Origin of the sequence: Streptomyces sp. NPDC085524 (assembly GCF_044541755.1) — a bacterium.
Classification (GTDB): Bacteria; Actinomycetota; Actinomycetes; order Streptomycetales; family Streptomycetaceae; genus Streptomyces.
The window spans coordinates 32,665-53,568 of the sequence record NZ_JBITTH010000020.1; the positions used below are offsets into that span (position 1 = coordinate 32,665).

Sequence of the window (20,904 nt, forward strand, 5' to 3'; positions counted from 1 at the left end):
CGTCAGTCCGCCGCGTGGACCTGGTGGACCCGGAGGGCGAGCTGGAGTTCCAGGGAGCGCTCCGGGCGCTGCCAGTCCGCGCCGAGCAGCCTGCCTATCCGGTCCAGGCGCTGCACCACCGTGTTGATGTGCACATGGAGCGCGTCTCGGGCCCTGGACTGGTTCATGCCGGCCTCGAAGTACACGGTGAGGGTGCGTACGAGGTCGGTGCCGCGCTGGGCGTCGTACTCGAGCAGCGGGCCCAGGGTGCGGTGGACGTAGCCGCCCAGGTCCGTCGGGTCGCCGAGCAGCACGCCGAGGAAGCCCAGGTCGCGCAGGTCGGCCCCGGTGCCGGACCGGCCGAGCGCACGCAGGGCGGTGCGGCAGCGGCGGGCCTCGGCGTAGGCGGCGGCGAACGCCGCGTGGCCGGTGGCCGGGCCCGCGGCGCCGACCGTGACGGGTGCGGCGAGGGCCTGGCCCAGTTCGTTCGCGAGGCCGGCCGCGCAGGCGCTGGGGGTCTCGGAGGGGCAGATGAGGACCACGTCCCCGTGGTGCACCCCGGCCAGGCCCTTGCGGGCGTGCGCGATGCGGGCGGCCGCCGCCGGCAGCCGCGGCCGCGACGCCGTCCCGGGGCGTCCCGGCCCGGAGGCCAACGGCCCGGGGAGCTGCGGGGCTTCGGGGTGCGGGGGCTCGGGGTGGAGGACGAACACCGCGTGCGGGTGGTTCAGGTTCACGCCGAGGCGGCGCGCGCGGGTGGCCAGTGCGGCCGGGTCCGCGGCCCCGCCGAGGAGGTCGCCGAGCAGTTCGCCCCGTACGCGGTCCTCGGCCTCGGCCACCGAACGGCGCAGGAGCAGCAGCAGGGCCGTGACCACTCCGGCGCGTTCGAAGAGGCGGCGGTCGGCGTCGTCGAGGCCGGCGCGGCCGCTCAGGGCGATGCTGCCGAGCAGTTCGGGTCCGGCGAGGACCGCGCACACCCAGGTGCCCCCGGCGGGTACGGCCCGTCCGTCGGCCCGGGAGGCGGCGACGGCCTGGGCCGGCGGAGGCTGCGGGTCGGTGCCCGCCCTGGCGAGTTCGATGCCGTCGGCGTCGTGGATGAGGGTGCCGCCCCGGAGCAGGGCGCCGATGGCGGTGGCGACGTCGGTGACGTCCCCGCCGCGCAGCACCAGGTCCGTCAGCCGGTCGTGGGCGTCCTCGGCGCGGCGGATGGCCTCGCTGTGCGCCTCGATGGTCTGCGAGGCCGCGTTCAGGTCGACCAGCGCGGTACGCGTCTCGTCCAGCAGCCGGGCGCCGTCGATGGCGATGGCCGCGTGGTCGGCGAGGGAGGACAGCAGCGCGACCTCGTCCGGGGTGAACGCGCGGGCCGTGCGGTCCGCGGCGAAGAGGACGCCGATCACCTGGGCGCCCAGGCGCAGCGGTACGCCGAGGATGGCGCGCAGCCCTTCCTCGGCGACGGCGTGGTCGATGGTCGCGGTGTGCCGGAACCGGGGGTCGTCGCGGTAGTCGCCGGTGGTGTACGGGCGGGCGGTCTCCGCGACGAGCCCGCCCAGGCCCTCGCCCATGCCGAGGCGCACCTGCTGGAACGCGGCCGACACCGAGCCGTCGGTGACGCGCATGTAGGTGTCGCCGGCCTCGTCGTCGTTGAGGGACAGGTACGTCACGTCGGTGCCGAGGAGCAGTTTGGCCCGGTGGACGATGGCCTTGAGTACGGCGTCCAGGTCCCGTAGGCCCGCGAGGTCCCCCGCGGTGTCGAAGAGGGCGGCGAGCTCCGCCTCGCGCCGGCGGTGCTGGCTGAGCGTGCGGCGGATGCGCAGCGCGGTCCGCGTGGCGTCGGCCACCGCCTCCGCCTCCGCCTCGGAGAGGTCCGCGCCGCGTCCGGCCGGCAGCGTGAAGCTCTCCGCGGGTGCGCCTTCGGCCAGCAGGTTCAGCAGGTCCAGCACATGGCGCAGCGCGGTGTCGGGGTGGTTCCCGGGGGTGGGCATGGGGGCGCTCTCCGTCAGCTCCGCGCGCACAGCGAGTAGAGGACGGGCAGGTGGGTGTCGCCGAAGGGGAGCCGGTACAGGCCGTCCTGACCCCGGCTCAGGATGCCCCGGGGGTCGAATGCGGCGGCGGTGTGCTCGCCCAGGTGCTTCACGGTGAGTCCGGCGTCGGCGACGGCGCTGACGATGTCGCCGAGGGAGTGCGGGTACTGGACGGTGTCGTGCGCGGCCACGGCCATGCCCGGCTCGGCGTACGTCCCGGTGACCGTCTCGCGCTGCGGCTCTCCCCCGCCGTAGGGCCAGTCGGCGACGAGCGGGTCGACGGTGGCGATCGTCTGGAAGGCGGGGTGCAGGTCCACCATGACCAGGCTGCCCCCGGGCCTCAGCGCCATGGCGGCGCCCCGGGCCCAGGCCTTGACGTCGGCGATCCAGCACAGGACCCCGTAGGTCGCGACGACGAGGTCGAAGCCGTCCGCCAGGTGCGCGGGCAGCTGCTGGGTGTCCGCCTCCACGAAGGTGGCGGCCAGGCCGGTGCGTGCGGCGAGCGCGCGGGCCCGTTCGACGGCCGCCGGGGAGAAGTCGACACCGGTGACCCGGGCGCCGAGCCGGGCCCAGTTCAGCGTGTCCATCCCGAAGTGGCACTGGAGGTGGAGCAGGTCCTTGCCCGCCACGTCCCCCGCCAGTTCGCGTTCGAGCGCGTAGAGGGTCTGGCGCCCGGCGACGAAGGATTCGACGTCGTAGAACCTGTCGGTGGAGGTCGAGCCGTGGATGCGGGCCCGGGTGTCCCACAGCGCGCGGTTGAGCGCGAGTCCTTCTTGGCGGCCGGACGGGGCTTCGGGGGCTTCGGGAGTCTCTTCGGGCATGCGCCGAGCATGCCACGGGCCTCGGCCGCCCGGGGCCCGGCCCCGGTTCCCGCCCGGGCACGGGAACGATCGGGCACGCATCCGCGCCGACGGGAACCGGCCGCCGCCGCACGATCACACAGGGTCACCCGCGCGAAACCGCCCCGGACGGGGCCACGTCCCTCTACCGTGCCCTCAGGCAATGGGCGCGGCAACCAGAAGGGATGGGGCGGATGAACGACGAGGAGGACATGCGACTGGCGGGGATGACCCCGGAGATCTCGCTGCGCGCCCTCACGATGCTCCGCGGCCTGGTGGGGCTGGAGCCGCCCGAGCAGGTGCCCGAGGACGCGATGGAGGTCGCGGACGCGATCCTGGCCCGGCACGGCACCGACGGGCTCCGGGTGCTGGCGATGACCCTCGCCGCCTGGGCGACGGCGCAGATCGAGAACGTCGCCGAGCTCAGCGGGCGCAGTCACGAGGCGGTGCTGGACGCGATGGAGCTGGCCTGTCTGGAGGCGAACGCCGACGACTGACCGGGACGGTGCGGGGCCGGGGGCGCGGCGGTCCCGCACCGGCCGCGCACCGGCCCCGCACGGGCTCTGCACCGGCCCCGCACGGGCTCTGCGCGGACACCGCCGAAGAAGCCGCGCCCGATCCGGTTGGCATCGGGCGGGTGTCGGCGACACTGGGGAGAGCAGGAGCGTCGAGGGGGGTCGTGATCGGAGGCCGTCGTGAGCACACCTTCCCCCATCCGGATCGCTGCCGTGCTGTCCGCGGAGCACCGCGGCCGGCTGATGTCCCAGGCCCGTGAGGTCAACTTCGAAGAGGGTGCGCGGATCTTCGAGGAGGGTGCGCGCGCGGAGTCCTTCTGGATCGTGCGCTCGGGCACCGTGACCCTGCAGATCCCCATGCCCGGCGTCCGGCGGCCCGCTTCGGTGGAGAGCCTGGGACCCGGCGAGCTGGTGGGCTGGTCCTGGCTCTTCCCGCCCTACGTCTGGCAGTTGAGCGCGGAGGCGATGACCCCGGTCCGCGCGTACGAGTTCGACGGGGTCACCGTACGGATGCTCATGGACTCCGATCCCGCGTTCGGGTCGGCCATCGGGCACTGGGTCGGCCGGGTCCTCGCGCTCCGGCTCCAGCAGACCCGCACCCGTCTCCTCGACCTCTACGCGCCGCGCATGGCGGCCGGCTAGCCGGCCTGCGCGGCTATTCGCGTACGCCCGCCAGCTCGACCGCCGGGCGACGCAGTGACACCGCGGCGGAGGCGGCCGCGGAGAGCACCGCCAGGGCCGCGCAGGCGGCGGAGCTCGCGCCCAGGACGTCCCAGGGGATCACCAGGGGGCTCCGGACTCCCAGGAGCCCCAGGGCCGCCCGCATCCCGCCGAGGTTGAGGGCGGCGACGAGGGTTCCGGTGACCGCGCCGGCGAGGACGACCAGCAGGGCCTCCCACGCCACCAGGCGCAGCACCTGCCACCGGGTGGCTCCGGCCAGGCGCAGTACGGCGAGGTCGCGGGCCCGGTCGGAAGTGGCCATGACGAGGGTGTTGGCGAGGGCGATGCCGGTGTAGAGCAGGGCGATGCCGAGGACGAGCAGGAAGCCCAGCCGGGTGGTGCGCGTGGTCCGGGGGGAAGTGGCGGCCACCCACTGGTCCTTGGTGAGGACCTCGGCCCCGGCCTGCCCGGCCGCCCTGGCCAGCCCGGCGCCGACGGTGGTCGCGTCCGCGCCCGGGGCGAGGCGTACGTCGATGCGGTCCACGGGCGCACCGGGGGCGTTGGCCGCGGTGACGTAGACCCCGTTGTTGCCGGTGCCGATGCTCATCACGCCCGCGATCCGCAGGGACTTGCGGGTGCCGTCGCCGAGCCAGAGGTCCACGGTGGAGCCGACGGTGTGCCGCTCCCATTCCTCGGTGACGATGATCGAGCCGTCGTCGAGGCCGGCCACGCTGCCCGCGGTGAGGGGCAGTTCGGCGGTCCGGGCCAGGGCCGCCGGGTCGACGGCGCGGGCGTCCGAGCGGATCAGCGCCACGCCCTCCTCGAGGACGTGGACGGCGGTCCCGGCGGTCGCGGAGACCTCGGTGCCGGGGACGGCCCGTATCCGTTCGACGGCGTCCCGGTCGAAGCCCCCGGCCCCGCCCGTGATCACGAAGTCGGCGGTGGTGCGCTGCCGGATCTCGGTGGCCCTGGCCTCGTTCAGGGTGGCGGTGGCTCCGAGCAGGGAGCCGGCGAGGGCCACGGTGACGAGCACGGGCGCGGCGATGGCGGCGGTGCGCCGGAGTCCGGCCGCCGCGTTCTCCCGCACCAGCATCCCGCCGGCGCCGGGCAGCCGGGCCGGGAGCCAGGCGAGGAGCCGGACCAGCGGCCGGACGAGCACCGGGGCGAGCAGCGCGAAGGCGACGATGAACAGCATCGGGCGGCTGGTGTAGGTCTTGCGGTGGAGCAGGTCGGACGGATCGGCGAGCAGGGCGACGGCGAGGGTGACGAGCCCGGTCAGCAGGAGTCCGGTGCCGAGGATCCAGCGCCCCCGGGTCATGGTGCGGGTCTCGACCGCGGCTTCGCGCAGCGCCTCGGCGGGCCCCACCCGGCCGGCCCGCCGGGAGGCGGCGGCGACTCCGGCGAGGGCGACGAGCAGTCCGGTCCAGAAGGCCAGGTGGTAGGGCCAGGTGGCATCGCCGATGGCGAACCAGCGCGGCGCGAGGTCACCGTCCACGGACCAGCGGGCGACCAGGGGCGCCCCGTACGAGCCGAGGAGGCAGCCGGCGGCGGAGGCCACGGCGCCCAGCAGCAGCGCCTCGGTGAGGACCGTGCGGCGGATCTGCCCGGGGGTGGCCCCGGCGGTGCGCAGCAGTGCGAACTCCTTGCGGCGCTGGGCGACGGCGAAGGCGAACGTGGAGGCGACGACGAAGACCGACACGAAGCCGGTGACCCCGCCGGCGGTGCCCAGCATGGCGTTCACCGCGAGCAGGGCCTCGCTGTCGCGCTCCGGGTCGGGGTCGGCGTAGCGGATGTCCCGGCCGGCCAGGACCCGTACGTCCGGGTCCTGGCCGACGGCGGCCCGTACGGCGGCCGGGTCCGCGGCCACGGCGAGCTGGTCGACGGCGGGCGAGATGCGGGCCGCCCGGGCGTCGGTCCAGAAGACGGCGTCCTCGAAGCCGGGGAGGTGCGGGGCGCCGGGGTGGGAGACGGTGCCGACCACGGTGGCGGGGCCGCGGTCGGTGGTCAGCCGGTCCCCGGGCCGGGCCCAGCCGGTGGTGACGACCTCGCCGTCGGACTGCGGGGCCCGGCCGGTGTCGAGGGTGTACGGGGCGAACGCGGCGACCGACCAGGGGTGGCCGACGAGGCGCCGGGGTCCGCCTTCGGCGCGGACGGGGAAGGAGCGGTCCTCGGTGACGGGGCCGAGGGCGGCGAGCCGCCGGGCGAGTTCGGGGGTGACGGGTTTGGGGTGGGCCAGTGCGCGGGTGCGCTCCCCGGTCGGGGTCGCGACGCGGAGGGTGTCGTTGCCCTTGACGACTACGGTGGCGCGGGCCAGGCGTTCGGGCTGCCGCTGCGGGGCGTCGAGGGTGGCGGCGAGGGCGAGTCCCATGGTGGCGATCAGGCCGACGCCGAGGGCGAGGGCGACGAAGCTTCCGGCGAAGGTGACCCAGCGGGTGCGCAGGGTGTGCAGGGCGACGCTCAGCACGGCACGGTCTCCAGCTTCGTCATGCGGGCCGCGATCTCCTCGGGGCGGGCGCCGGCGAGTTCGCCGCTGAGCCGGCCGTCGACGAGGAAGACGACGCGGTCGGCGTAGGAGGCTGCGAGGGGGTCGTGGGTGACCATGACGACCGTCTGGCCCTCGGTGTCGACCATGGTGCGGAGCAGGGTGAGCACCTCCCGTCCGGTCCGTGAGTCCAGTGCGCCGGTGGGCTCGTCGCCGAAGAGCACGTCGGGGCGGGTGATCAGGGCGCGGGCGAGGGCGACGCGCTGCTGCTGGCCGCCGGACATCTCGGAGGGCCGGTGCCGGGCCCGGTCACCGAGGCCGACCCGGGTGAGGACCTCGCGGACCTCGGCCTTGGCGGGGCGGCGGCCGGCCAGGCGGAGCGGCAGGGAGACGTTCTGTTCGGCCGTCAGGGAGGGCAGCAGGTTGAAGGCCTGGAAGACGAAGCCGATCCGGTCCCGGCGCAGCAGGGTCAGCCGGGTCTCGCTGAGCCCGGTGAGCTCGGTCCCGCCGACGGTCACGGTGCCGGAGGTGGGCCTGTCGAGGCCGGCCGCGCACTGCAGCAGGGTGGACTTGCCGGAGCCTGAAGGGCCCATGACGGCGGTGAAGGTGCCTCGGGGGAAGTCGAGGGTGACCTGGTCGAGGGCGGTGACGGCGTGCTCGCCGGTCCCGTGGAGGCGGCTGACGTCCCTGAGTTGGATCGCGTCGTTTTCCATGCCCCCAGCCAACCGTCCGGGGCGGCCCGGCACAGCGGGGCCAGAGGGCGTTCCGGGGGTAGGGCCGGCCCTACCTCCGGAGGTTTCAGGGGTGTCTCCCCGTCGGTGTTCGGCCGATTCCGCGGCGTGCTCCCGCACAGGTCAGAGCCTTGGCCAACGCTGCTGTCTGCACTCATTCGTACACGATCGGTGACGGAAAACAGGGGTGGGAACGGGCGTTCACGCCCCGTGTGGGCAAGACTGCGTCCGCTATCCGAAACAACGACCCAAGGGAGTGTTCGAAATGCGGTCCATCGCAAGGAGTCTCGGAATCGGATCCGCCGCCATGGCGCTCACGGCGCTGACCGCGCTGGCCTGGCCCGGCGCGGCCGGCGCCGCCCCTGTCGCCACGGCCGCGCAGACCATAGACGCCGCCCCGGCCGGCACCACGAGCCTGTACGCGCCTTCGGCCCTGGTGCTCGGCGTGACCTCCGGGGACGACGCCCGCCGGGGTACGGTGCTGCGCGCGGTGACGCTCGTATGCGCGCCGGCGCCCGGCGGTACGCACCCGGACCCCGTCGCCGCGTGCGGCGAACTGCGCCGCCACGGCTCCCAGTTGGACGCGCTGACCGTCCCGGCCGCCGACACGGCGTGTACCAGGGAGTGGAAGCCGATGACGGTCACGGCCGACGGGGTCCTCGACGGCCGCCGCCTCAACTACGCGCACACCTTCGCCAACGCGTGCGGCCTGCGGAGCACCGAGGGGGTGCTGTTCGACTTCTGACCCGTGCGAGGGGTGGGGAGGGGAGGGGGAAGGGCCGGCCGGGCGGCGCCGTGCGACCGCCGTCCGGCCGGCCGGCCCCCCGTCTCAGCCCAGTTCGAGGCTGGTCACCCCGAACAGTTCGGCCAGGGGCAGTTCCGGGGCCGGGCCGGTGTACATGCGGGCGGTCTCGAAGGTGGGCTCCAGGCCCAGCGCCTCGAACAGCCCGGCGGCGTGCGGGTTGGCGTCGGGGGCGTCCACCGCGACCGCCGAGCCGGGCGCGGACCGGGCGAGGCCCCGCAGCAGCGCCGCCGCCACCTCCGGGCCGGCGGCGTAGAGCGGGCCGATCCGGTGGGCGGCGCTGCTCGGGCGGATCACGCCGAAGCCCTCGATGCGGCCGTCGCGCACCGCGGCGAGCGCCGTACGGCCGGGCAGGGCGGTCCAGGCGGACAGGAAGGCGTCCCGGGGCTCGGGGAAGAACCGCCGGTCGTAGGCGGCGAGCGCGGCGAACGGCAGCGAGGCCGCGTCCACGATCTCGACCCGGCCGTCGTCCCCGCCCCGGGGCACGCCCTCGTAGCGCATGTTGTTCCAGGCGTGGCGGAACCCGGACTTGCGGTAGTTGTCCTGCTGGGCGACGACCCCGTCCAGGCCGATCAGCCGTCCGTCGAGCCGGCGCATCGCGGCGTCCCACATCCGGATGCCGTACCCCTGGCCGCGGTGGGCGGGGCGGGCGATGTAGAAGCCGATGAAGCCGAAGCCGGCTCCGTAGCGGACGGCGGAGACGCAGGCCACCGGCTCGCCGTCGAGCCGGCCGACGAGGAAGCCCTCCGGGTCGGCGACGGCGAACGCGAACCGGTCCGAGTCCCCCGGGTTCCAGCCCTCCTCGTCGGCCCAGCCACGGATCAGTTCCATGTCGGCGGCGCTCGCGCCGGTGATCTCGAATGTCGTCATGACCGGTGTTGTACCAGACCGTCAGGAGGCGGCAGCGGTCTGACCATCCGTCAGGAGGGCGGTGAACAGTGCCGGATCGACCTCCCGGTGCAGGTCGCTCACCTGCCCGTCCCCGACCTCCACCACCCGCCACGCCCCGTCCGCGCGCAGCGCGAGGTCGGTGGTCACGAAGGGGCAGTCCAGTGCCCGTACGGCGGCCCGTACCGGTTCGAGGTCCCGCGCCGGGATCTCGGCGACCTCGGTGACGGGGCTGTCGGGGTGGGCGGTGAACAGCCGGGGCTCCCCGTCCCGCCACCAGACCCGGATCTCCGCCGCCGCGCCGCCGGGCGCGACGAAGGACTCGAAGGCCCTGAGCACCACCCCGCCCGCCAGGAACCCGTCCTGGAGCTCCACGAAGCGGCTCACCACCCGGTGCAGGGCTGCCGGGTCGCCGTGGTCGGGGATGTGACAGGCCTCGTGCCACTCGTGCTTGCGGGACTTCACGTAGTCCTTGACCACGGCCGCCCCGGGTGGCAGGCCGGCGGCGAGGGCGGCGAGCCGCTCCCCGTCCGGGGCCTCCCCAGGAGCCGTGGGCAGCCAGACGCTGGCCGGGGTGAGGGCGGCGAACGTCTCGTACCAGCCGGGGAGTTCGTGCGCGCGGCGGTACTCCTCGGGACCGGTGCACAGTTCGGCCCCGCGCCGCCGAAGGGCCCCGTCCAGCTCGGCGTACCGGGCGGTGGGAACCATCCAGCCCCGGTAGCGGACGCCGCCCGCTGCGGCGGGGACCCGGGCCACGGCCGCGTCTGCGTCCCCGGCGAGCAGCGCGTCGTGGTCGACGAGGGCGACCGTCGCCCCCTGCGCACGCAGCGCGCGGGCCTCCGCCGCGAAGTGCGGGTCGGTGCGGCGCGCGTTCAGCGGGTCGGCGCAGTACAGGATCGTCGTGGCGGGCACGGTGGTCATGGGCATGACGCCAGACTACTGAGCGCTCCGAGCAGGCGGCCGGGGATTTCAGCCCGCGCAGATCACGTCGTCGAGGCGGATCGGCTCGGAGTCCAGCCGTACGTACGCGGTGAAGGTGTCCGTGGTGTCGGAGCCCCAGTGCGTGGTGACGGTGGCCCAGCCGACCCCGGCCGCCTGGGCGACGGTGACCGGGCCGATGCCGATGCCCTCGGGTTCGTTCTCGGCGCAGAGGAGGACGTCGGCGTCCTCGTTCTCCTTCTGCTTGTCCTTGAGGACCTGCGAGACGTACTTCTCTCGTCCGTCCTCGGAGGGACCGTGGTCACCGTAGAACTCCCTGAGGAAGCGGGCGATCTCGGCGGCGGTGTGCCCGCCCGGGGCGGGCGCGGGGGCTGTGCCGTCCCCGTCGGCGGGGGCGGCGTGGCCGGGCGTCGGGGCCAGCAGGGCGAAGAGGGTCAGCGGCAGGACGCCGAGGCTGTACGGCATGAGCTTCATATCCGATATGTAACCCTCGGCCCCTGTCGGCGCGCCCCGGTGCATCGCGTGTCCCACTCCCCTGGAGGGCTCGATTCACCGCAGAAACGACACTTCGGGGCCGTTCCCCACCCCGGATTTCCGTGGGCTCCGGCCCGGACGGCCCGCTCGCGGGGACGGCGGGAGGAGGAGTGCGACAGCGGCGGAACGGCATGCTCCGGATGGTGGATCCGGCCGCGGGCCGGCCCGCGGAAGCCGGCAGCGCGAAATGGGGTCGCGGGCACGGGGGGCGCGTCCGTAGGGTCGGCGCATGGGAAAGCCGCTCGTCGCCGTGTTCAGTGGGGCAGGAATGTCCACCGATTCCGGGATTCCGGACTACCGGGGCCCGCAAGGCCTGTGGCGCCGGGAGCCCGACGCCGAGAAGCTCGTGACGTACGAGTACTACATGGCCGACCCGGAGATCCGGCGCCGCTCCTGGCTGATGCGGGCCGAACTCGGCGCGGTCGGGGCCCGGCCCAACGCGGCGCACCTCGCCATCGCCGAACTGGAACGCGGCGGGACGCCGGTGCGGGTCCTCACCCAGAACGTGGACGGGCTGCACCAGCTCGCCGGCATGCCGGAGCGCAAGGTGTTCGAGCTGCACGGCACCGCCCGGGCGGTGGTGTGCACGGCCTGCCACGCCCGGTCGGACATGGACGAGGCGCTGGCGCGGGTCGCCGCCGGGGAGCCGGATCCCGCCTGTCTGGCGTGCGGCGGGATCCTCAAGGCCGCGACGGTGATGTTCGGAGAGCGGCTCGACCCCGTGGTGCTGGGCCACGCGATGGCCGTCGCCAAGGGCTGCCAGGTGTTCATCGCCGCGGGATCCACCCTCCAGGTGCAGCCCGCGGCCTCGCTCGCGGGCATGGCCGCGGAGGCGGGGGCCCGGCTGATCATCGTGAACGCCGAGGAGACCCCGTACGACTCCCTCGCCGACGAGGTCCTCCGCGAGCCGATCGGAACCGCCCTCCCGGCACTGCTGGCCCGGATCGCCGGCTGAGACGGGTCAGGCGGCGTCGGCGGCCCGGCGCATCTCCGCCACGTCCAGCTTCTTCATCTTCATCATGGCGGCGGTGGCCCGGGCGGCCCGCTCCGGGTCCGGGTCGGTGACCAGGTCGATGGCCCCCGGCGGGATGACCTGCCAGGACAGGCCGAACCTGTCCTTGACCCAGCCGCAGGCCGACTCCTCGCCGCCGTCCTTGGTGAGCGCGTCGTAGTAGTAGTCCGACTCGGTCTCGTCGGCGCAGTGGATCTGGAAGGAGATCGCCTCGGAGAAGCGGAACTGCGGTCCCCCGTTGAGGCCGACGAACTTCTGCCCGTTGATCTCGAACTCGACCACCATCACCGATCCGGCCGGCCCGGGGCCCGCCTCGTTGTAGCGGCCGATCCGGCCCAGCCTGCCGTCCTTGAACACGGACAGGTAATAGTCGGCCGCCGCTTCCGCGTTGCCGTCGAACCACAGGCACGTGGTGAACCCGTTGCCGCTCATGACTGCCTCCAGGCGAGTGAGTGCGTGCGCGTGCACGTCCTCGAATACAGACCGGCCCCGGGCCCGAAATTCATCGGTGGCCCGGGGCCGGTCCGCGTCGGGCCCGGAATCGACCCGTACGGCCTACTTCGTGCCGGCCTCGTTCATCGCGAGCATCCGGTCGACGACGCGCTCGGCGGCGTGGCCGTCGTCCAGGTCGCAGAACTCCTCGCGGAAGGCGGCCCGCGCCCCGGCGTACTCCGCACCGATCGCGTCCACGTTGCGCACGGCCTCGATCAGGCTCGCCGAGTCCGCGAGCAGCGGGCCGGGCGCCTTGGCCTCCAGATCGAAGTTGAAGCCGCGCAGCGTGCCCTTGTAGTGGGCCAGGTCGTACGTGAAGAGCAGGATCGGCCGGTCGGTGAGCGCGAAGTCGAACATCGCGGAGGAGTAGTCCGAGATCAGCACGTCGGCGACGAGCAGCAGGTCGGTCGCGTCGGCCCAGCGGGAGACGTCGACGACGAATCCGTCGCGGCCGGCGTCGCGGACCTGCTCGGTCACGTGGTGGTGGCCGCGGATCAGCAGGACGTGGTCCTCGCCCAGCTCGCGGCGGGCCGCGTCCAGGTCGATCCGCAGGTCCAGCTTGTAACCGCCGGAGAAGCCCTCGCAGTTCTCGCGCCAGGTCGGCATGTAGAGGACGACCTTCTTGCCCTCGGGCAGGCCGAGCCTCCGCCGGACCTCGGCGATGCGCTCCGCGTCGGGCCGCACCAGCGCGTCCGTGCGCGGGCTGCCGGCCTCGATGACCTCGCCGTCGTAGCCGAGGGCCCGCTTGAGGAGCGGAGTGGCGTACGAGCTGGGAGAGGCGAGGAGCGACCACTGGGCGCTGTCGTGCTCCAGGCCCTCCAGGATCTCCGGGCTCGTGTAGTAGTCGTGCACGAAGTCGTGCCCGATCTGCTTGATCGGCGTGCCGTGCCAGGTCTGTACGACGATCTGGCCGGGGCGGCGCTGGAAGTGGCGCGGCACGTTGTCGTTGGTCACGTAGTAGCGGGCCCGGGCCATGACGTCCCAGGACTCCACGCTGCCGTACTGCACGGCGCGGGCGGTCGCGGGGACCTCGGCGCGGCCGTCGCGGACCAGCCAGATGTGCTCCAGCTTCTCGCCGCGGCGCAGCAGTTCCTCGTGGATGGCGCGGGGCGAGTCGCCGGCGCCGTTCCCCTGGAAGGTGTCGTAGACGACGATGTCCTTGACCGGCAGGGCACGCTGCGCCGGGTAGGTCTCGTAGCGGGCGACGCGCTGGGCGTAGTTGGAGCGGTCGTGCGGGCTGATCAGCGGGTCGGCCACCAGCACCATGCGGTCGTGGAAGCGGGTCTCGATCCGCATCCGGCGGCCCTCGACGGTGAAGGGGTGCGGGCCGGCGAACAGCATGCCGGTGCTCATCTGCACGGGCGCGCCGCGGTCCACGCCGAGCAGGCCGGCGGTGGTGCCGCCCTGGGCGGCCGGGCGCAGGGTCGGCCACCAGCGGCCCTCGGGGAGCGTGGTGCGGCCGGCGTACGCCTCGGGGAGCACCGGCTCGAACTCGGCGGTGAAGCGCTCGCCGTCACGGGTGACGGGGTAGCTGAACTCCATGCCGTGCGCGTTGTGCAGGACGAGCTCGTACGGCTCGTCGGTGGGCGCGACGAAGCGGCCCTGCAGGGCGACCTTGCCCTCTACGGCGGTGACCCCGTCGATCAGCGGCGGGGAAGGCTGCACGGAGAGCGTCAGGTGTCCGGTGTTGCCGCGCTTCGCGAAGAGGGTGCGGCCCTCGTCCGTGCCGGGCAGCGGCACGGCCAGGCCGTTGAAGCCGCCGCGCTCGTCGTGGGCCAGGCGGTGCTCGGTGCCGTCGGCGCCGAGCACGGACAGGCTCCAGGGCTCCGGGGTCCACTCGCCGGGCTCGCACTCGGCGTCCGGTACGGCGGCCAGCTCGGCCAGCGCCACCCGGGCGGTGAAGGGGACCCGGCCGCCGTCGGCCGCGGCGCCCGTCTCCAGCGGGAAGGTCACGGTGGTGCCGGTGGTGACGTGGACGGCCTGGAGGCCGGTGGGGACGCCGACCGCGGCCGCGAGTTCACCGGTGATCTCCACGGCGTCCTTGCCGGCGGGACGCACGTCGAGGGCGCGGGCCACCACGACCTCCACCTGGACGGTGAAGGCTCCGGAGACGGTGGGGACGATGCGGACGTCCGGGGCCACCCAGTGCGGGGGCGGGTTCTGGCCGGTGTCGTGCTCGCCGCCGCGGAGGCGGGCGCGGTGCAGGCCGCCGGCGCCGGTGACGGCGACGGAAGTCGTCCATATCCCGTCGCGCCACTTGCCGCCCGACTGGAAGATCGAGGGGTCGATGACGGCGGTGAAGCCGGCCCAGTCGGCGTGCCGCAGGGCGAGGTGCGGGGACTTCACGGTGGCCATCGGGGAGGCGACCGTACGGGTGCCGACGACGGAGCGGCGACGCTTGCCGCCCTCTCGGAAGACCAGCATCTTGCGGGAGCCGAGGCGGCTCTCCGCGCCGAGGTGGCCCGGGAGGGCGTAGCCGCGCAGCATCAGCTTGCCGTCGGACCAGGCCGCCTGCTCCAGCCGGCTGACCACGCGGAGCTCGCGCGGACCGAGGGTGAGGATCTTGGCGGGGACCGGCGGGCGCCCGCGCAGGAAGGGGTAGTCCGCCTGCGGGCGGGCGAGTCCCTTGACCGGCACGCTGTAGTGGTAGTCGCGCTGGTGTTCCGTGAGGGCGATGAAGTCCTCGACGCGGCCTTCGCCGGCGAGGTAGGCCTTGAGCCGGTCGGCGACGGTCAGGTCGGACCAGGGGGCGGTGCCGATCTCGCGGATGAGCCCGCCGACCTCCTTGACGAACGCGGCGCGGAAGTCCGGGCCGCCCTCACCGACGTACTTGTAGATGAGCGGAAGCTCCTCGCTCAGCACGTTGTAGTCGTAGTCGCGGAGGTAGCGGACGTACTTGGCGCCCTGCTTGGCCTTGAGGGACTCGCGGACGAGGCGGACGGACTTCACGCGGTCGATGAGCGAGATCGGGTCGGTGGAGCGCTGGGTGATGGAGCGCTCGCCCGTCTCGCGGACGCGCCAGTGGTAGACGCAGTCGCTGAGGATGTCGACGCTCGCGGCGAAGTAGTGCGCCGGGATGCTGACCGGGGCGTCCTCGTAGAGGATGCCCTCCGGGTACTGGAAGCCGTGCCGGTCCCAGAAGGAGCGGCGGTAGACCTTGTTCCACGCGGTGCGGTCGGTGACCAGCGCCGGGAACTTGGAGATGTGGGTCTTCAGCTGCGTCCTGGCGAACGCGGCCCGGTGCCCCCAGGACTGCTGCATGCCGACGGAGCGGAAACGCTTCACGTTGCCGCCGGCGAAGTCGGAGCCGGTCTCGTCGAGCATGGCGATGAGGCGCTCGTACGCGTAGTCCGGCATCGTGTCGTCGCTGTCGACGAAGGCCAGGTACTCCGCGTCCTTGTCGGCATGCCGGGCACCGACGTTGCGCGCGGCACCGAGGCCCGCGTTCTCCTGCATCACGACGCGGAAGCGCTTGTCCTTGGCGGCGAACGCCTTGGCTATGACTGCGCTGGTGTCCGTGGACCCGTCGTCCACGAGGATGACCTCGAAGTCCTCGAAGGTCTGAGCGGCGATGGATTCCAGGCACTCGTCGAGATAGAGCTCGACGTTGTAAACGGGGACGACGATGCTCAGGCGCGGGGGCATGGGTGGCGGGTTCTCCAGCGTTATGCTTTATCGATGATCAGCTGCTCACAGCATCCTACTCTGTAACAGAATCATAAACTCCGCCCATATGGGGCAAACGAAGCCGATCGCCGGGCGGACGGCAAGAATTAAACCGTCCGCCACCTCGACGACGCGGTCCTGCGTCAGATCTCCAGGTCCGATTCGATCTTCTTCAGCTGGTGACGGGCCATCGCGAGATTGGCGCGGCCCTTGTCGAGCACCAGGTAGAGGAAGAAGCCGGCCGCGGATCCCCGGGTGCGCATCAGCCGGATCAGGTGGTACTGGGTGCTGAGGGTGATGAGGATGTCCTCGATCTCGTCCTTGATGCCGAGCATCTCCATCGTGCGGACCTTGGCGCGCACCACGTCCGTGTTGCCGGCCGCGGCGACCGTGAGGTCGAGGTCCTTGCCGCCTCCGATGGTTCCGAGGGCCATGCCGCTGCCGTAGTCGACGAGTGCGGCGCCGACGGCGCCCTCGATGAGGGTGGTGGCTTCCTTGAGCGCGGTCTCCACGTTCGCCATGAGTCGTTCCTCTTTCTCGTTCGCTGTTGATGTCGCTGGTGTTGTCTGTCGCGGTGTCTCTGTCAGGTGCGCCGGTACGGGAAGGAGCCGTTACGGGCGGCGGTACGGCTTCACCCGGGCCCTGCGCCGGGACCCCGGCGGCGTTCGAGGGGCTCGACGAGTTCGGCTATCCGCACGCTGGAGCGGCGGGCCTCGAGATGGAGGCGACCGACGTTGATGCGCGGCTCCGCCGTCAGGGTGAGGACGGCGGCGTCGCCCGCGGCGTAGGTCGCCACGTACCCCTGCTCGCCCCGCACCAGCAGCTCGCGGAACACGCCCTGGCCGGTGCAGTCGCTGAGCCGCTGGGCCACCCCGAGGGCGGCCGCGGTCAGGGCCGCGACGGACTCGGCCTCGGTGGCGGCGCTGTCCTGGGCGAGGACCAGGCCGTCGGTGCTCGCGGCGAAGGCGCCGGTGAGCTGGGGTACACGGGACCGCAGCCTGCGGAGCTCGGCGAGTATCTCGGCCTCCGCCTCCGGGGGCACCGTACTCATGTCGGACTTCCTCCTTTCGGCCGCCCTCGGATCGGGCTGCCTCCGCTCGGAGCGGTCGGTGCGCAGGACCGGTCGCAGCGGGAGCCTCACAGACTTGCCTCCAGTGCGTCGCGTAACCGGCGGAGCAGCGCCACGTCCGGGGATTGGTCCTGGGTCATCCAGTCGGGCAGGGGTGCCGCGGGCGGCTGCGGGGCCGGCGCGTGCGGCGTCTCGACCAGTCCGGCCGCCGCGAGGCGCCGTACGTCGAGCAGTGTGTGGAAGGCCGGCCGGCCCAGTACCCAGGCGAGGTCGGCCGGGGTGCGGACCCCGTCGGCGTGCTGCAGCAGGATCCGCTGCCGGGAGGTGACCGTCTGACCGGGTGCGGCGGGCCGGGGCACCACCGGGGCGGTGTCGAGCTGCGGGTAGGGCCAGACCGCGTCGAGCAGTTCCCTGCGCCGGCAGGTCTCGCGCTCGACGGCGGCGGCCGGGACCGAGCGGACGGAGCCGATCCAGTGGGTGGCTCCGCGGCGGAACCGGGAGGGGCCGCTGCCCGGGGAGAGTGCGAAGAACGCGGCGTCGAAGATGGCGGCCAGATGGCATATCTCCAGCTCTCCGCCCGCGAGGCCGCCGCTGTCCACGAGGAAGCGGGCGACCTGGCGGCGGGCGCCGGCCCGGTCGACGGCCTCGCGCCAGCGCTCGGGGGCGAGGCCGCCGCCGGTGGTGAGCAGTACGTCGAGGCCGGGGGTGGCCGGGCTCTCCGCGTGCACGATGCGGCCGTCCTCCAGGAAGAGGGTGCCGCGGTCGCGGAGCAGGGCGCCGGTGGCGCGCTCGGCGGCGAGCCGGGTGAGGAGGGGGGACACGGCGGTGGCCGTGGTGACGGTCATCTGAGCACCAGCCCCTCGGCCAGGCTGCGGAGCCTGTGGCGCGCGAGGGCGAGGTTGCCGTCGGTCCGGTCGAGCCAGAGGTGCAGGAAGACGCTGCTGTCGAAGCTCGTCTCGACGAAGCGCAGTACGTGGTAGCCGGTGCGGGTCGTGACGATCAGGTCCTCCACGGGCGGGCCGGCCGCCTCGCCGCCTAAAGCCGCGGTGGCCACCGGGGCGAAGGACTCGTACTCGGCGGCCGCCCGGGCCAGCTCGGCGGTCTCGGCTGCGGTGGTCTCGTGGTCGCCCACGGGCGATTCCCCCGCGGTGCCGAGGGCCAGTCCGCTGCTCCAGTCGACCAGCGCGGCCCCCCGCGCACCAGGCAGGGCCATGGCTTCGAGCAGGCATTCGTCGATCCCGGGCACGCGGGCTCCCCTCCCGGCCGGACGTGCTGAGTGCACGGTCTGCGGCGCGACAGGAGGGAACTTACTCAAGTTCCACACTGCGGAAGGGGGTTCTGGCATTTTCCGCTGGAACATGCGCCAAAGCACATCCGACCTTGGCCGGATCGCTTCGACTTTTGATCAAGATGCGAGCGATAGATCGCCGGCGAGCCGAAATGCGCCGCCCTCGCGCCGCACGTAACCCGTCACGGGTATAGGGTGCGCGGCACGTGGTAAACGATGGGCAAGGCAATCCCGCCGATCCGGGAGAGCCTCTTCGCCGTCGCCCCGCCTTCGGTATACATCGCTTCCACGAGGCGCAGGGCGCACTGCACGGAACCGATCAGCGTGGGGCGTGCCGTCCAGTGCGAGCGCGCCCGCCGGCTACTCCCCGTCCGGGAGCAGCCGCTCGACCATGGTGTCGATGAGGGCGTCCACCGGGTGGGCCTGCAGGATGGCCGGTGCGGTCAGGTCGTCCACGATCAGGCCCAGCATGGCCAGGTACAGCAGCGCCACGCCCTGCCGGTCCCCCGGGAGGCCCGACTGCAGGTGCCAGTCGATGTTCGCCTCCAGCTCGGCGGCCTGGAAGCCGGCCAGCTCCGTCTGGAGCTCGGGGCGGCGGGTGCCTTCCAGGCGCAGCTCCAGCATCGCGATGTGCACGCTGCGCTCGCGGCGCATCCGTTCCACGAGCCGTTCGAGCAGCACCTTGGTGTCGAGCGGGCCGGCCAGGTCCTCCGCGTCCGGTACGAGCCGCTCGCGCGTGCGGTGGAGGATCTGCACGAGCAGCTGGGCCCGGTTGGCGAAGTAGTTCGAGGCGGTGCCGGTGGGCACTCCCGCCTCCGCGTCCACCGCGCGCAGGGTCAGCCCGCGCGAGCCCTCGCGCGCCAGGACTTCGATGGCGGCGTCGAGCAGGGCGGCGCGGCGCTGCGGATTCTGGCGCATGGACGGTCCTCGGATCGGGGTGGGTGCGGCTGCGGCTGCCGCCCGCGACAGTGAGCACTGCAGATGCAGTGCTTCGCTCACAGTAGCGGATGGGGCCGGTCCGCTCCGGGCCCGGCCCGGCCCCGGCGGGCGGCCGGACCCGCTACCGGTGCTCCCTGCGCGCCGACTCCAGCAGGTAGGGAACGTCGATGACCGCGACTCCGGGGGTGAACAGCAGCCGCGCCTTGAGGCGCAGGGCGTTCTGGTTGTGCAGGGGGTGTTCCCACCAGTTCCCCACGACGTACTCCGGGATGACCACCGACAGGATGTCCGTCGCGGAGTCCTGCGCGAGTTCCTCGACGTGGGCCTGGATCGGGCCCACGACCTCGCGGTACGGGGAGTGCAGGATCTTCAGGGGGACCCCCGGGTCGTGCGCGGTCCAGGCCTCGCGCAGCCGGTTCGCGTCCTGTTCGTCGGCCGCGACGGTGACGGCGGTCAGGGTGTCGGGGCGCAGGCCCTGCGCGTAGCCGAGGGCGTTCAGCGTGGGGGCGTGCACGCTGGCGACCAGGACCAGGACGTGGTGGCGGGCGGGCCTGCGCGGCTTCGCGTCGGGGGCGACGGCCACCTGCTGCGCGACCCGGTCGTAGTGGCGCCGTACGCCCAGCATCCCGAAGAAGAGCACCGGCATGGCGATGACGACCAGCCAGGCGCCGTGTGTGAACTTGGTGATGAGGACGATGACCAGGACCAGGGCGGTCAGGACGGCGCCGACGGCGTTGATGGCGCGTCGGCGGTGGATGTGGACGCGCTCCTCGCGCCGCGTCTCCGGGGAGGCGAGCTCCTTGTCCCAGTGCCGGACCATGCCGGCCTGGGAGAGGGTGAAGGAGACGAAGACGCCGATGATGTAGAGCTGGATGAGGCGGGTCAGGTTGGCGTCGAAGGCGACGATGAGCCCGATCGCGACGAGCGCGAGCAGCACGATGCCGTTGGAGTAGACGAGCCGGTCGCCGCGGTTGTAGAGCTGCCTGGGCGCGTACCGGTCCTTCGCCAGGATCGAGGCGAGCATCGGGAAGCCGTTGAAGGCCGTGTTCGCGGCGAGGATCAGCACGCCGGCGGTGACGGCCTGGAGCAGGTAGAAGAGGAAGTGCCAGTCGCCGAAGGTGGCGCGCCCGATCTGGGCGAGGGCGGTGGACATCGGGGTGCCGGGCGGCAGGCCCAGTTCGGTGGGGTCCTCGGCGACGTGCACCTGGTACGTCATGGCGAGCGCGGTGATGCCGACGAACATCGTCACGGAGAGGAAGCCCATGGCGGCGAGGGTCGTCGCCGCGTTCTTGGCCTTGGGCTTCTGGAAGGCGGGTACGCCGTTGCTGATCGCCTCGACGCCGGTCAGGGCGGTGCAGCCGGAGGCGAAGGCGCGCATCGCGAGGAACACCAGGGCGATCCCGGTGTAGGTGCCGGTCGCGGTGATCGGCAGGTCGGCGGACTCGGCGCGGATGGTCTCGCCGGTGGCCAGCCGTACGGCCGCGAAGGCGAACATGAGGTAGATGACGAGGACGAACCCGTAGGTGGGGACGGCGAAGATCCGGCCCGATTCGCGGACGCCGCGCAGGTTCATCACGGTGAGCAGCACCACGAAGCCGACCGACAGGACCACTTCGTGGTCGCTCAGCGCGGGGACGGCGGACGTGATGGCCGAGACCCCGGAGACGACGGAGACGGCGACGGTCATCACGTAGTCGACGAGCAGGGCGCTGGCGGCGGTCAGCGCGGCGGTCGGGCCGAGGTTCTCCTTGCTCACGACGTACGCGCCGCCCCCGCTGGGATAGGCGTGGCAGGTCTGCCGGTACGAGGCGATGACCACCACGAGCAGGAAGACGATGGCGGCGGCCGCGTACCAGGCGAGGTGGAGCAGGGCGACCCCGCCGAGGGCGAGGATCAGCAGGATCTCCTCGGTGGCGTACGCCACCGACGAGAGGGGGTCGCTGCAGAAGATCGGCAGGGCGAGCCGTTTCGGCAGCAGGGTCTCGCCCAGGCGTGCGGTGTCGAGGGGTTCACCGACCAGCACGCGCTTCGCATTGATACGCCTCATCCAG

At 73.2% G+C, this 20,904-nt stretch carries 19 protein-coding genes; 4 read left to right on the forward strand and 15 right to left on the reverse strand.

Annotated features, from left to right (window positions below):
• Nucleotides 1-2: 2 nt before the first annotated feature.
• Nucleotides 3-1,958, reverse strand: a complete 1,956-nt coding sequence (locus tag ACIGFK_RS27715) for a helix-turn-helix domain-containing protein (RefSeq protein ID WP_400053995.1) — start codon at nucleotides 1,956-1,958, stop codon at nucleotides 3-5.
• Between the two features lie 14 nt (nucleotides 1,959-1,972).
• A complete protein-coding gene (locus ACIGFK_RS27720) occupies nucleotides 1,973-2,818 on the reverse strand; it encodes a class I SAM-dependent methyltransferase (protein WP_400053997.1) in 846 nt (281 codons plus the stop codon).
• A 212-nt stretch (nucleotides 2,819-3,030) separates the two neighbouring features.
• Here ACIGFK_RS27720 and ACIGFK_RS27725 point away from each other — a divergent pair, with 212 nt between their 5' ends.
• Together ACIGFK_RS27725 and ACIGFK_RS27730 are read left to right on the forward strand one after the other, a co-directional pair.
• Nucleotides 3,031-3,333 (forward strand): hypothetical protein, encoded by a 303-nt coding sequence (locus tag ACIGFK_RS27725; protein ID WP_376655823.1) that lies wholly within the window; start codon nucleotides 3,031-3,033, stop codon nucleotides 3,331-3,333.
• Nucleotides 3,334-3,531: 198 nt separating this feature from the next.
• Nucleotides 3,532-3,993 carry a Crp/Fnr family transcriptional regulator gene (locus ACIGFK_RS27730; RefSeq protein ID WP_376655822.1) on the forward strand — a complete coding sequence of 154 codons (462 nt, stop codon included), beginning with the start codon at nucleotides 3,532-3,534 and terminating at the stop codon, nucleotides 3,991-3,993.
• A 13-nt stretch (nucleotides 3,994-4,006) separates the two neighbouring features.
• On the opposite strand, the gene ACIGFK_RS27735 is transcribed toward ACIGFK_RS27730, so the two are convergent.
• Nucleotides 4,007-6,475 (reverse strand): FtsX-like permease family protein, encoded by a 2,469-nt coding sequence (locus ACIGFK_RS27735; RefSeq protein WP_400054000.1) that lies wholly within the window; start codon nucleotides 6,473-6,475, stop codon nucleotides 4,007-4,009.
• Nucleotides 6,469-7,206, reverse strand: coding sequence for an ABC transporter ATP-binding protein (locus ACIGFK_RS27740; RefSeq protein WP_376655820.1), 738 nt, complete (start codon nucleotides 7,204-7,206; stop codon nucleotides 6,469-6,471). The genes ACIGFK_RS27735 and ACIGFK_RS27740 overlap by 7 nt, the downstream gene beginning before the upstream one ends.
• A 283-nt stretch (nucleotides 7,207-7,489) precedes the next feature.
• Here ACIGFK_RS27740 and ACIGFK_RS27745 point away from each other — a divergent pair, with 283 nt between their 5' ends.
• On the forward strand, nucleotides 7,490-7,969 hold the full coding sequence (locus ACIGFK_RS27745; RefSeq protein ID WP_376655819.1) for an SSI family serine proteinase inhibitor: 480 nt from the start codon (nucleotides 7,490-7,492) through the stop codon (nucleotides 7,967-7,969).
• Between the two features lie 84 nt (nucleotides 7,970-8,053).
• Here ACIGFK_RS27745 and ACIGFK_RS27750 read toward each other — a convergent pair whose 3' ends face one another.
• From ACIGFK_RS27750 to ACIGFK_RS27760, 3 genes are read right to left on the reverse strand one after another with little or no spacing between them, the layout of a single operon-like run.
• Nucleotides 8,054-8,896 carry a GNAT family N-acetyltransferase gene (locus tag ACIGFK_RS27750; RefSeq protein WP_376655818.1) on the reverse strand — a complete coding sequence of 281 codons (843 nt, stop codon included), beginning with the start codon at nucleotides 8,894-8,896 and terminating at the stop codon, nucleotides 8,054-8,056.
• Nucleotides 8,897-8,917: 21 nt separating this feature from the next.
• Nucleotides 8,918-9,841, reverse strand: coding sequence for an ATP-grasp domain-containing protein (locus ACIGFK_RS27755; RefSeq protein WP_400054002.1), 924 nt, complete (start codon nucleotides 9,839-9,841; stop codon nucleotides 8,918-8,920).
• Between the two features lie 42 nt (nucleotides 9,842-9,883).
• The gene (locus ACIGFK_RS27760) at nucleotides 9,884-10,327 is read right to left on the reverse strand and encodes a hypothetical protein (protein ID WP_386467991.1); all 444 of its coding nucleotides are present in this window, start codon (nucleotides 10,325-10,327) and stop codon (nucleotides 9,884-9,886) included.
• Nucleotides 10,328-10,616: 289 nt separating this feature from the next.
• Here ACIGFK_RS27760 and ACIGFK_RS27765 point away from each other — a divergent pair, with 289 nt between their 5' ends.
• On the forward strand, nucleotides 10,617-11,342 hold the full coding sequence (locus ACIGFK_RS27765; protein WP_376655815.1) for an NAD-dependent deacetylase: 726 nt from the start codon (nucleotides 10,617-10,619) through the stop codon (nucleotides 11,340-11,342).
• Nucleotides 11,343-11,348: 6 nt separating this feature from the next.
• Here ACIGFK_RS27765 and ACIGFK_RS27770 read toward each other — a convergent pair whose 3' ends face one another.
• The 8 genes from ACIGFK_RS27770 to ACIGFK_RS27805 all read right to left on the reverse strand — a co-directional run bounded on the left by ACIGFK_RS27770 (nucleotide 11,349) and on the right by ACIGFK_RS27805 (nucleotide 20,900).
• A complete protein-coding gene (locus tag ACIGFK_RS27770; protein ID WP_386467989.1) occupies nucleotides 11,349-11,831 on the reverse strand; it encodes a VOC family protein in 483 nt (160 codons plus the stop codon).
• Nucleotides 11,832-11,954: 123 nt separating this feature from the next.
• The gene (locus ACIGFK_RS27775) at nucleotides 11,955-15,536 is read right to left on the reverse strand and encodes a CDP-glycerol glycerophosphotransferase family protein (protein ID WP_400054005.1); all 3,582 of its coding nucleotides are present in this window, start codon (nucleotides 15,534-15,536) and stop codon (nucleotides 11,955-11,957) included.
• A 164-nt stretch (nucleotides 15,537-15,700) separates the two neighbouring features.
• The gene (locus tag ACIGFK_RS27780) at nucleotides 15,701-16,078 is read right to left on the reverse strand and encodes a hypothetical protein (RefSeq protein ID WP_376655812.1); all 378 of its coding nucleotides are present in this window, start codon (nucleotides 16,076-16,078) and stop codon (nucleotides 15,701-15,703) included.
• Nucleotides 16,079-16,188: 110 nt separating this feature from the next.
• Nucleotides 16,189-16,608, reverse strand: a complete 420-nt coding sequence (locus ACIGFK_RS27785) for a roadblock/LC7 domain-containing protein (protein WP_376655811.1) — start codon at nucleotides 16,606-16,608, stop codon at nucleotides 16,189-16,191.
• Between the two features lie 86 nt (nucleotides 16,609-16,694).
• Complete coding sequence (locus tag ACIGFK_RS27790) at nucleotides 16,695-17,471, reverse strand: transcriptional regulator (RefSeq protein WP_376655810.1); 777 nt, start codon at nucleotides 17,469-17,471, stop codon at nucleotides 16,695-16,697.
• The gene (locus ACIGFK_RS27795) at nucleotides 17,468-17,872 is read right to left on the reverse strand and encodes a hypothetical protein (RefSeq protein ID WP_400054008.1); all 405 of its coding nucleotides are present in this window, start codon (nucleotides 17,870-17,872) and stop codon (nucleotides 17,468-17,470) included. The genes ACIGFK_RS27790 and ACIGFK_RS27795 overlap by 4 nt, the downstream gene beginning before the upstream one ends.
• Nucleotides 17,873-18,274: 402 nt before the next feature.
• Entirely contained in the window at nucleotides 18,275-18,832 is a 558-nt protein-coding gene (locus ACIGFK_RS27800) for a TetR/AcrR family transcriptional regulator (RefSeq protein ID WP_376655808.1), read from the reverse strand.
• Between the two features lie 142 nt (nucleotides 18,833-18,974).
• The gene (locus tag ACIGFK_RS27805) at nucleotides 18,975-20,900 is read right to left on the reverse strand and encodes an APC family permease (RefSeq protein WP_400054010.1); all 1,926 of its coding nucleotides are present in this window, start codon (nucleotides 20,898-20,900) and stop codon (nucleotides 18,975-18,977) included.
• Nucleotides 20,901-20,904 lie beyond the last annotated feature (4 nt).

Bases quoted from the DNA above. Each gene is read 5' to 3' on its own strand.
- ACIGFK_RS27715 (WP_400053995.1), bottom strand. From the start codon at position 1,958: ATGCCCACCCCCGGGAACCACCCCGACACCGCGCTGCGCCATGTGCTG.
- ACIGFK_RS27750 (WP_376655818.1), bottom strand. From the start codon at position 8,896: ATGACGACATTCGAGATCACCGGCGCGAGCGCCGCCGACATGGAACTG.
- ACIGFK_RS27745 (WP_376655819.1), top strand. From the start codon at position 7,490: ATGCGGTCCATCGCAAGGAGTCTCGGAATCGGATCCGCCGCCATGGCG.
- ACIGFK_RS27770 (WP_386467989.1), bottom strand. From the start codon at position 11,831: ATGAGCGGCAACGGGTTCACCACGTGCCTGTGGTTCGACGGCAACGCG.
- ACIGFK_RS27785 (WP_376655811.1), bottom strand. From the start codon at position 16,608: ATGAGTACGGTGCCCCCGGAGGCGGAGGCCGAGATACTCGCCGAGCTC.
- ACIGFK_RS27760 (WP_386467991.1), bottom strand. From the start codon at position 10,327: ATGAAGCTCATGCCGTACAGCCTCGGCGTCCTGCCGCTGACCCTCTTC.
- ACIGFK_RS27740 (WP_376655820.1), bottom strand. From the start codon at position 7,206: ATGGAAAACGACGCGATCCAACTCAGGGACGTCAGCCGCCTCCACGGG.
- ACIGFK_RS27725 (WP_376655823.1), top strand. From the start codon at position 3,031: ATGAACGACGAGGAGGACATGCGACTGGCGGGGATGACCCCGGAGATC.
- ACIGFK_RS27775 (WP_400054005.1), bottom strand. From the start codon at position 15,536: ATGCCCCCGCGCCTGAGCATCGTCGTCCCCGTTTACAACGTCGAGCTC.
- ACIGFK_RS27755 (WP_400054002.1), bottom strand. From the start codon at position 9,841: ATGCCCATGACCACCGTGCCCGCCACGACGATCCTGTACTGCGCCGAC.
- ACIGFK_RS27765 (WP_376655815.1), top strand. From the start codon at position 10,617: ATGGGAAAGCCGCTCGTCGCCGTGTTCAGTGGGGCAGGAATGTCCACC.
- ACIGFK_RS27780 (WP_376655812.1), bottom strand. From the start codon at position 16,078: ATGGCGAACGTGGAGACCGCGCTCAAGGAAGCCACCACCCTCATCGAG.
- ACIGFK_RS27800 (WP_376655808.1), bottom strand. From the start codon at position 18,832: ATGCGCCAGAATCCGCAGCGCCGCGCCGCCCTGCTCGACGCCGCCATC.
- ACIGFK_RS27790 (WP_376655810.1), bottom strand. From the start codon at position 17,471: ATGACCGTCACCACGGCCACCGCCGTGTCCCCCCTCCTCACCCGGCTC.
- ACIGFK_RS27720 (WP_400053997.1), bottom strand. From the start codon at position 2,818: ATGCCCGAAGAGACTCCCGAAGCCCCCGAAGCCCCGTCCGGCCGCCAA.
- ACIGFK_RS27805 (WP_400054010.1), bottom strand. From the start codon at position 20,900: ATGAGGCGTATCAATGCGAAGCGCGTGCTGGTCGGTGAACCCCTCGAC.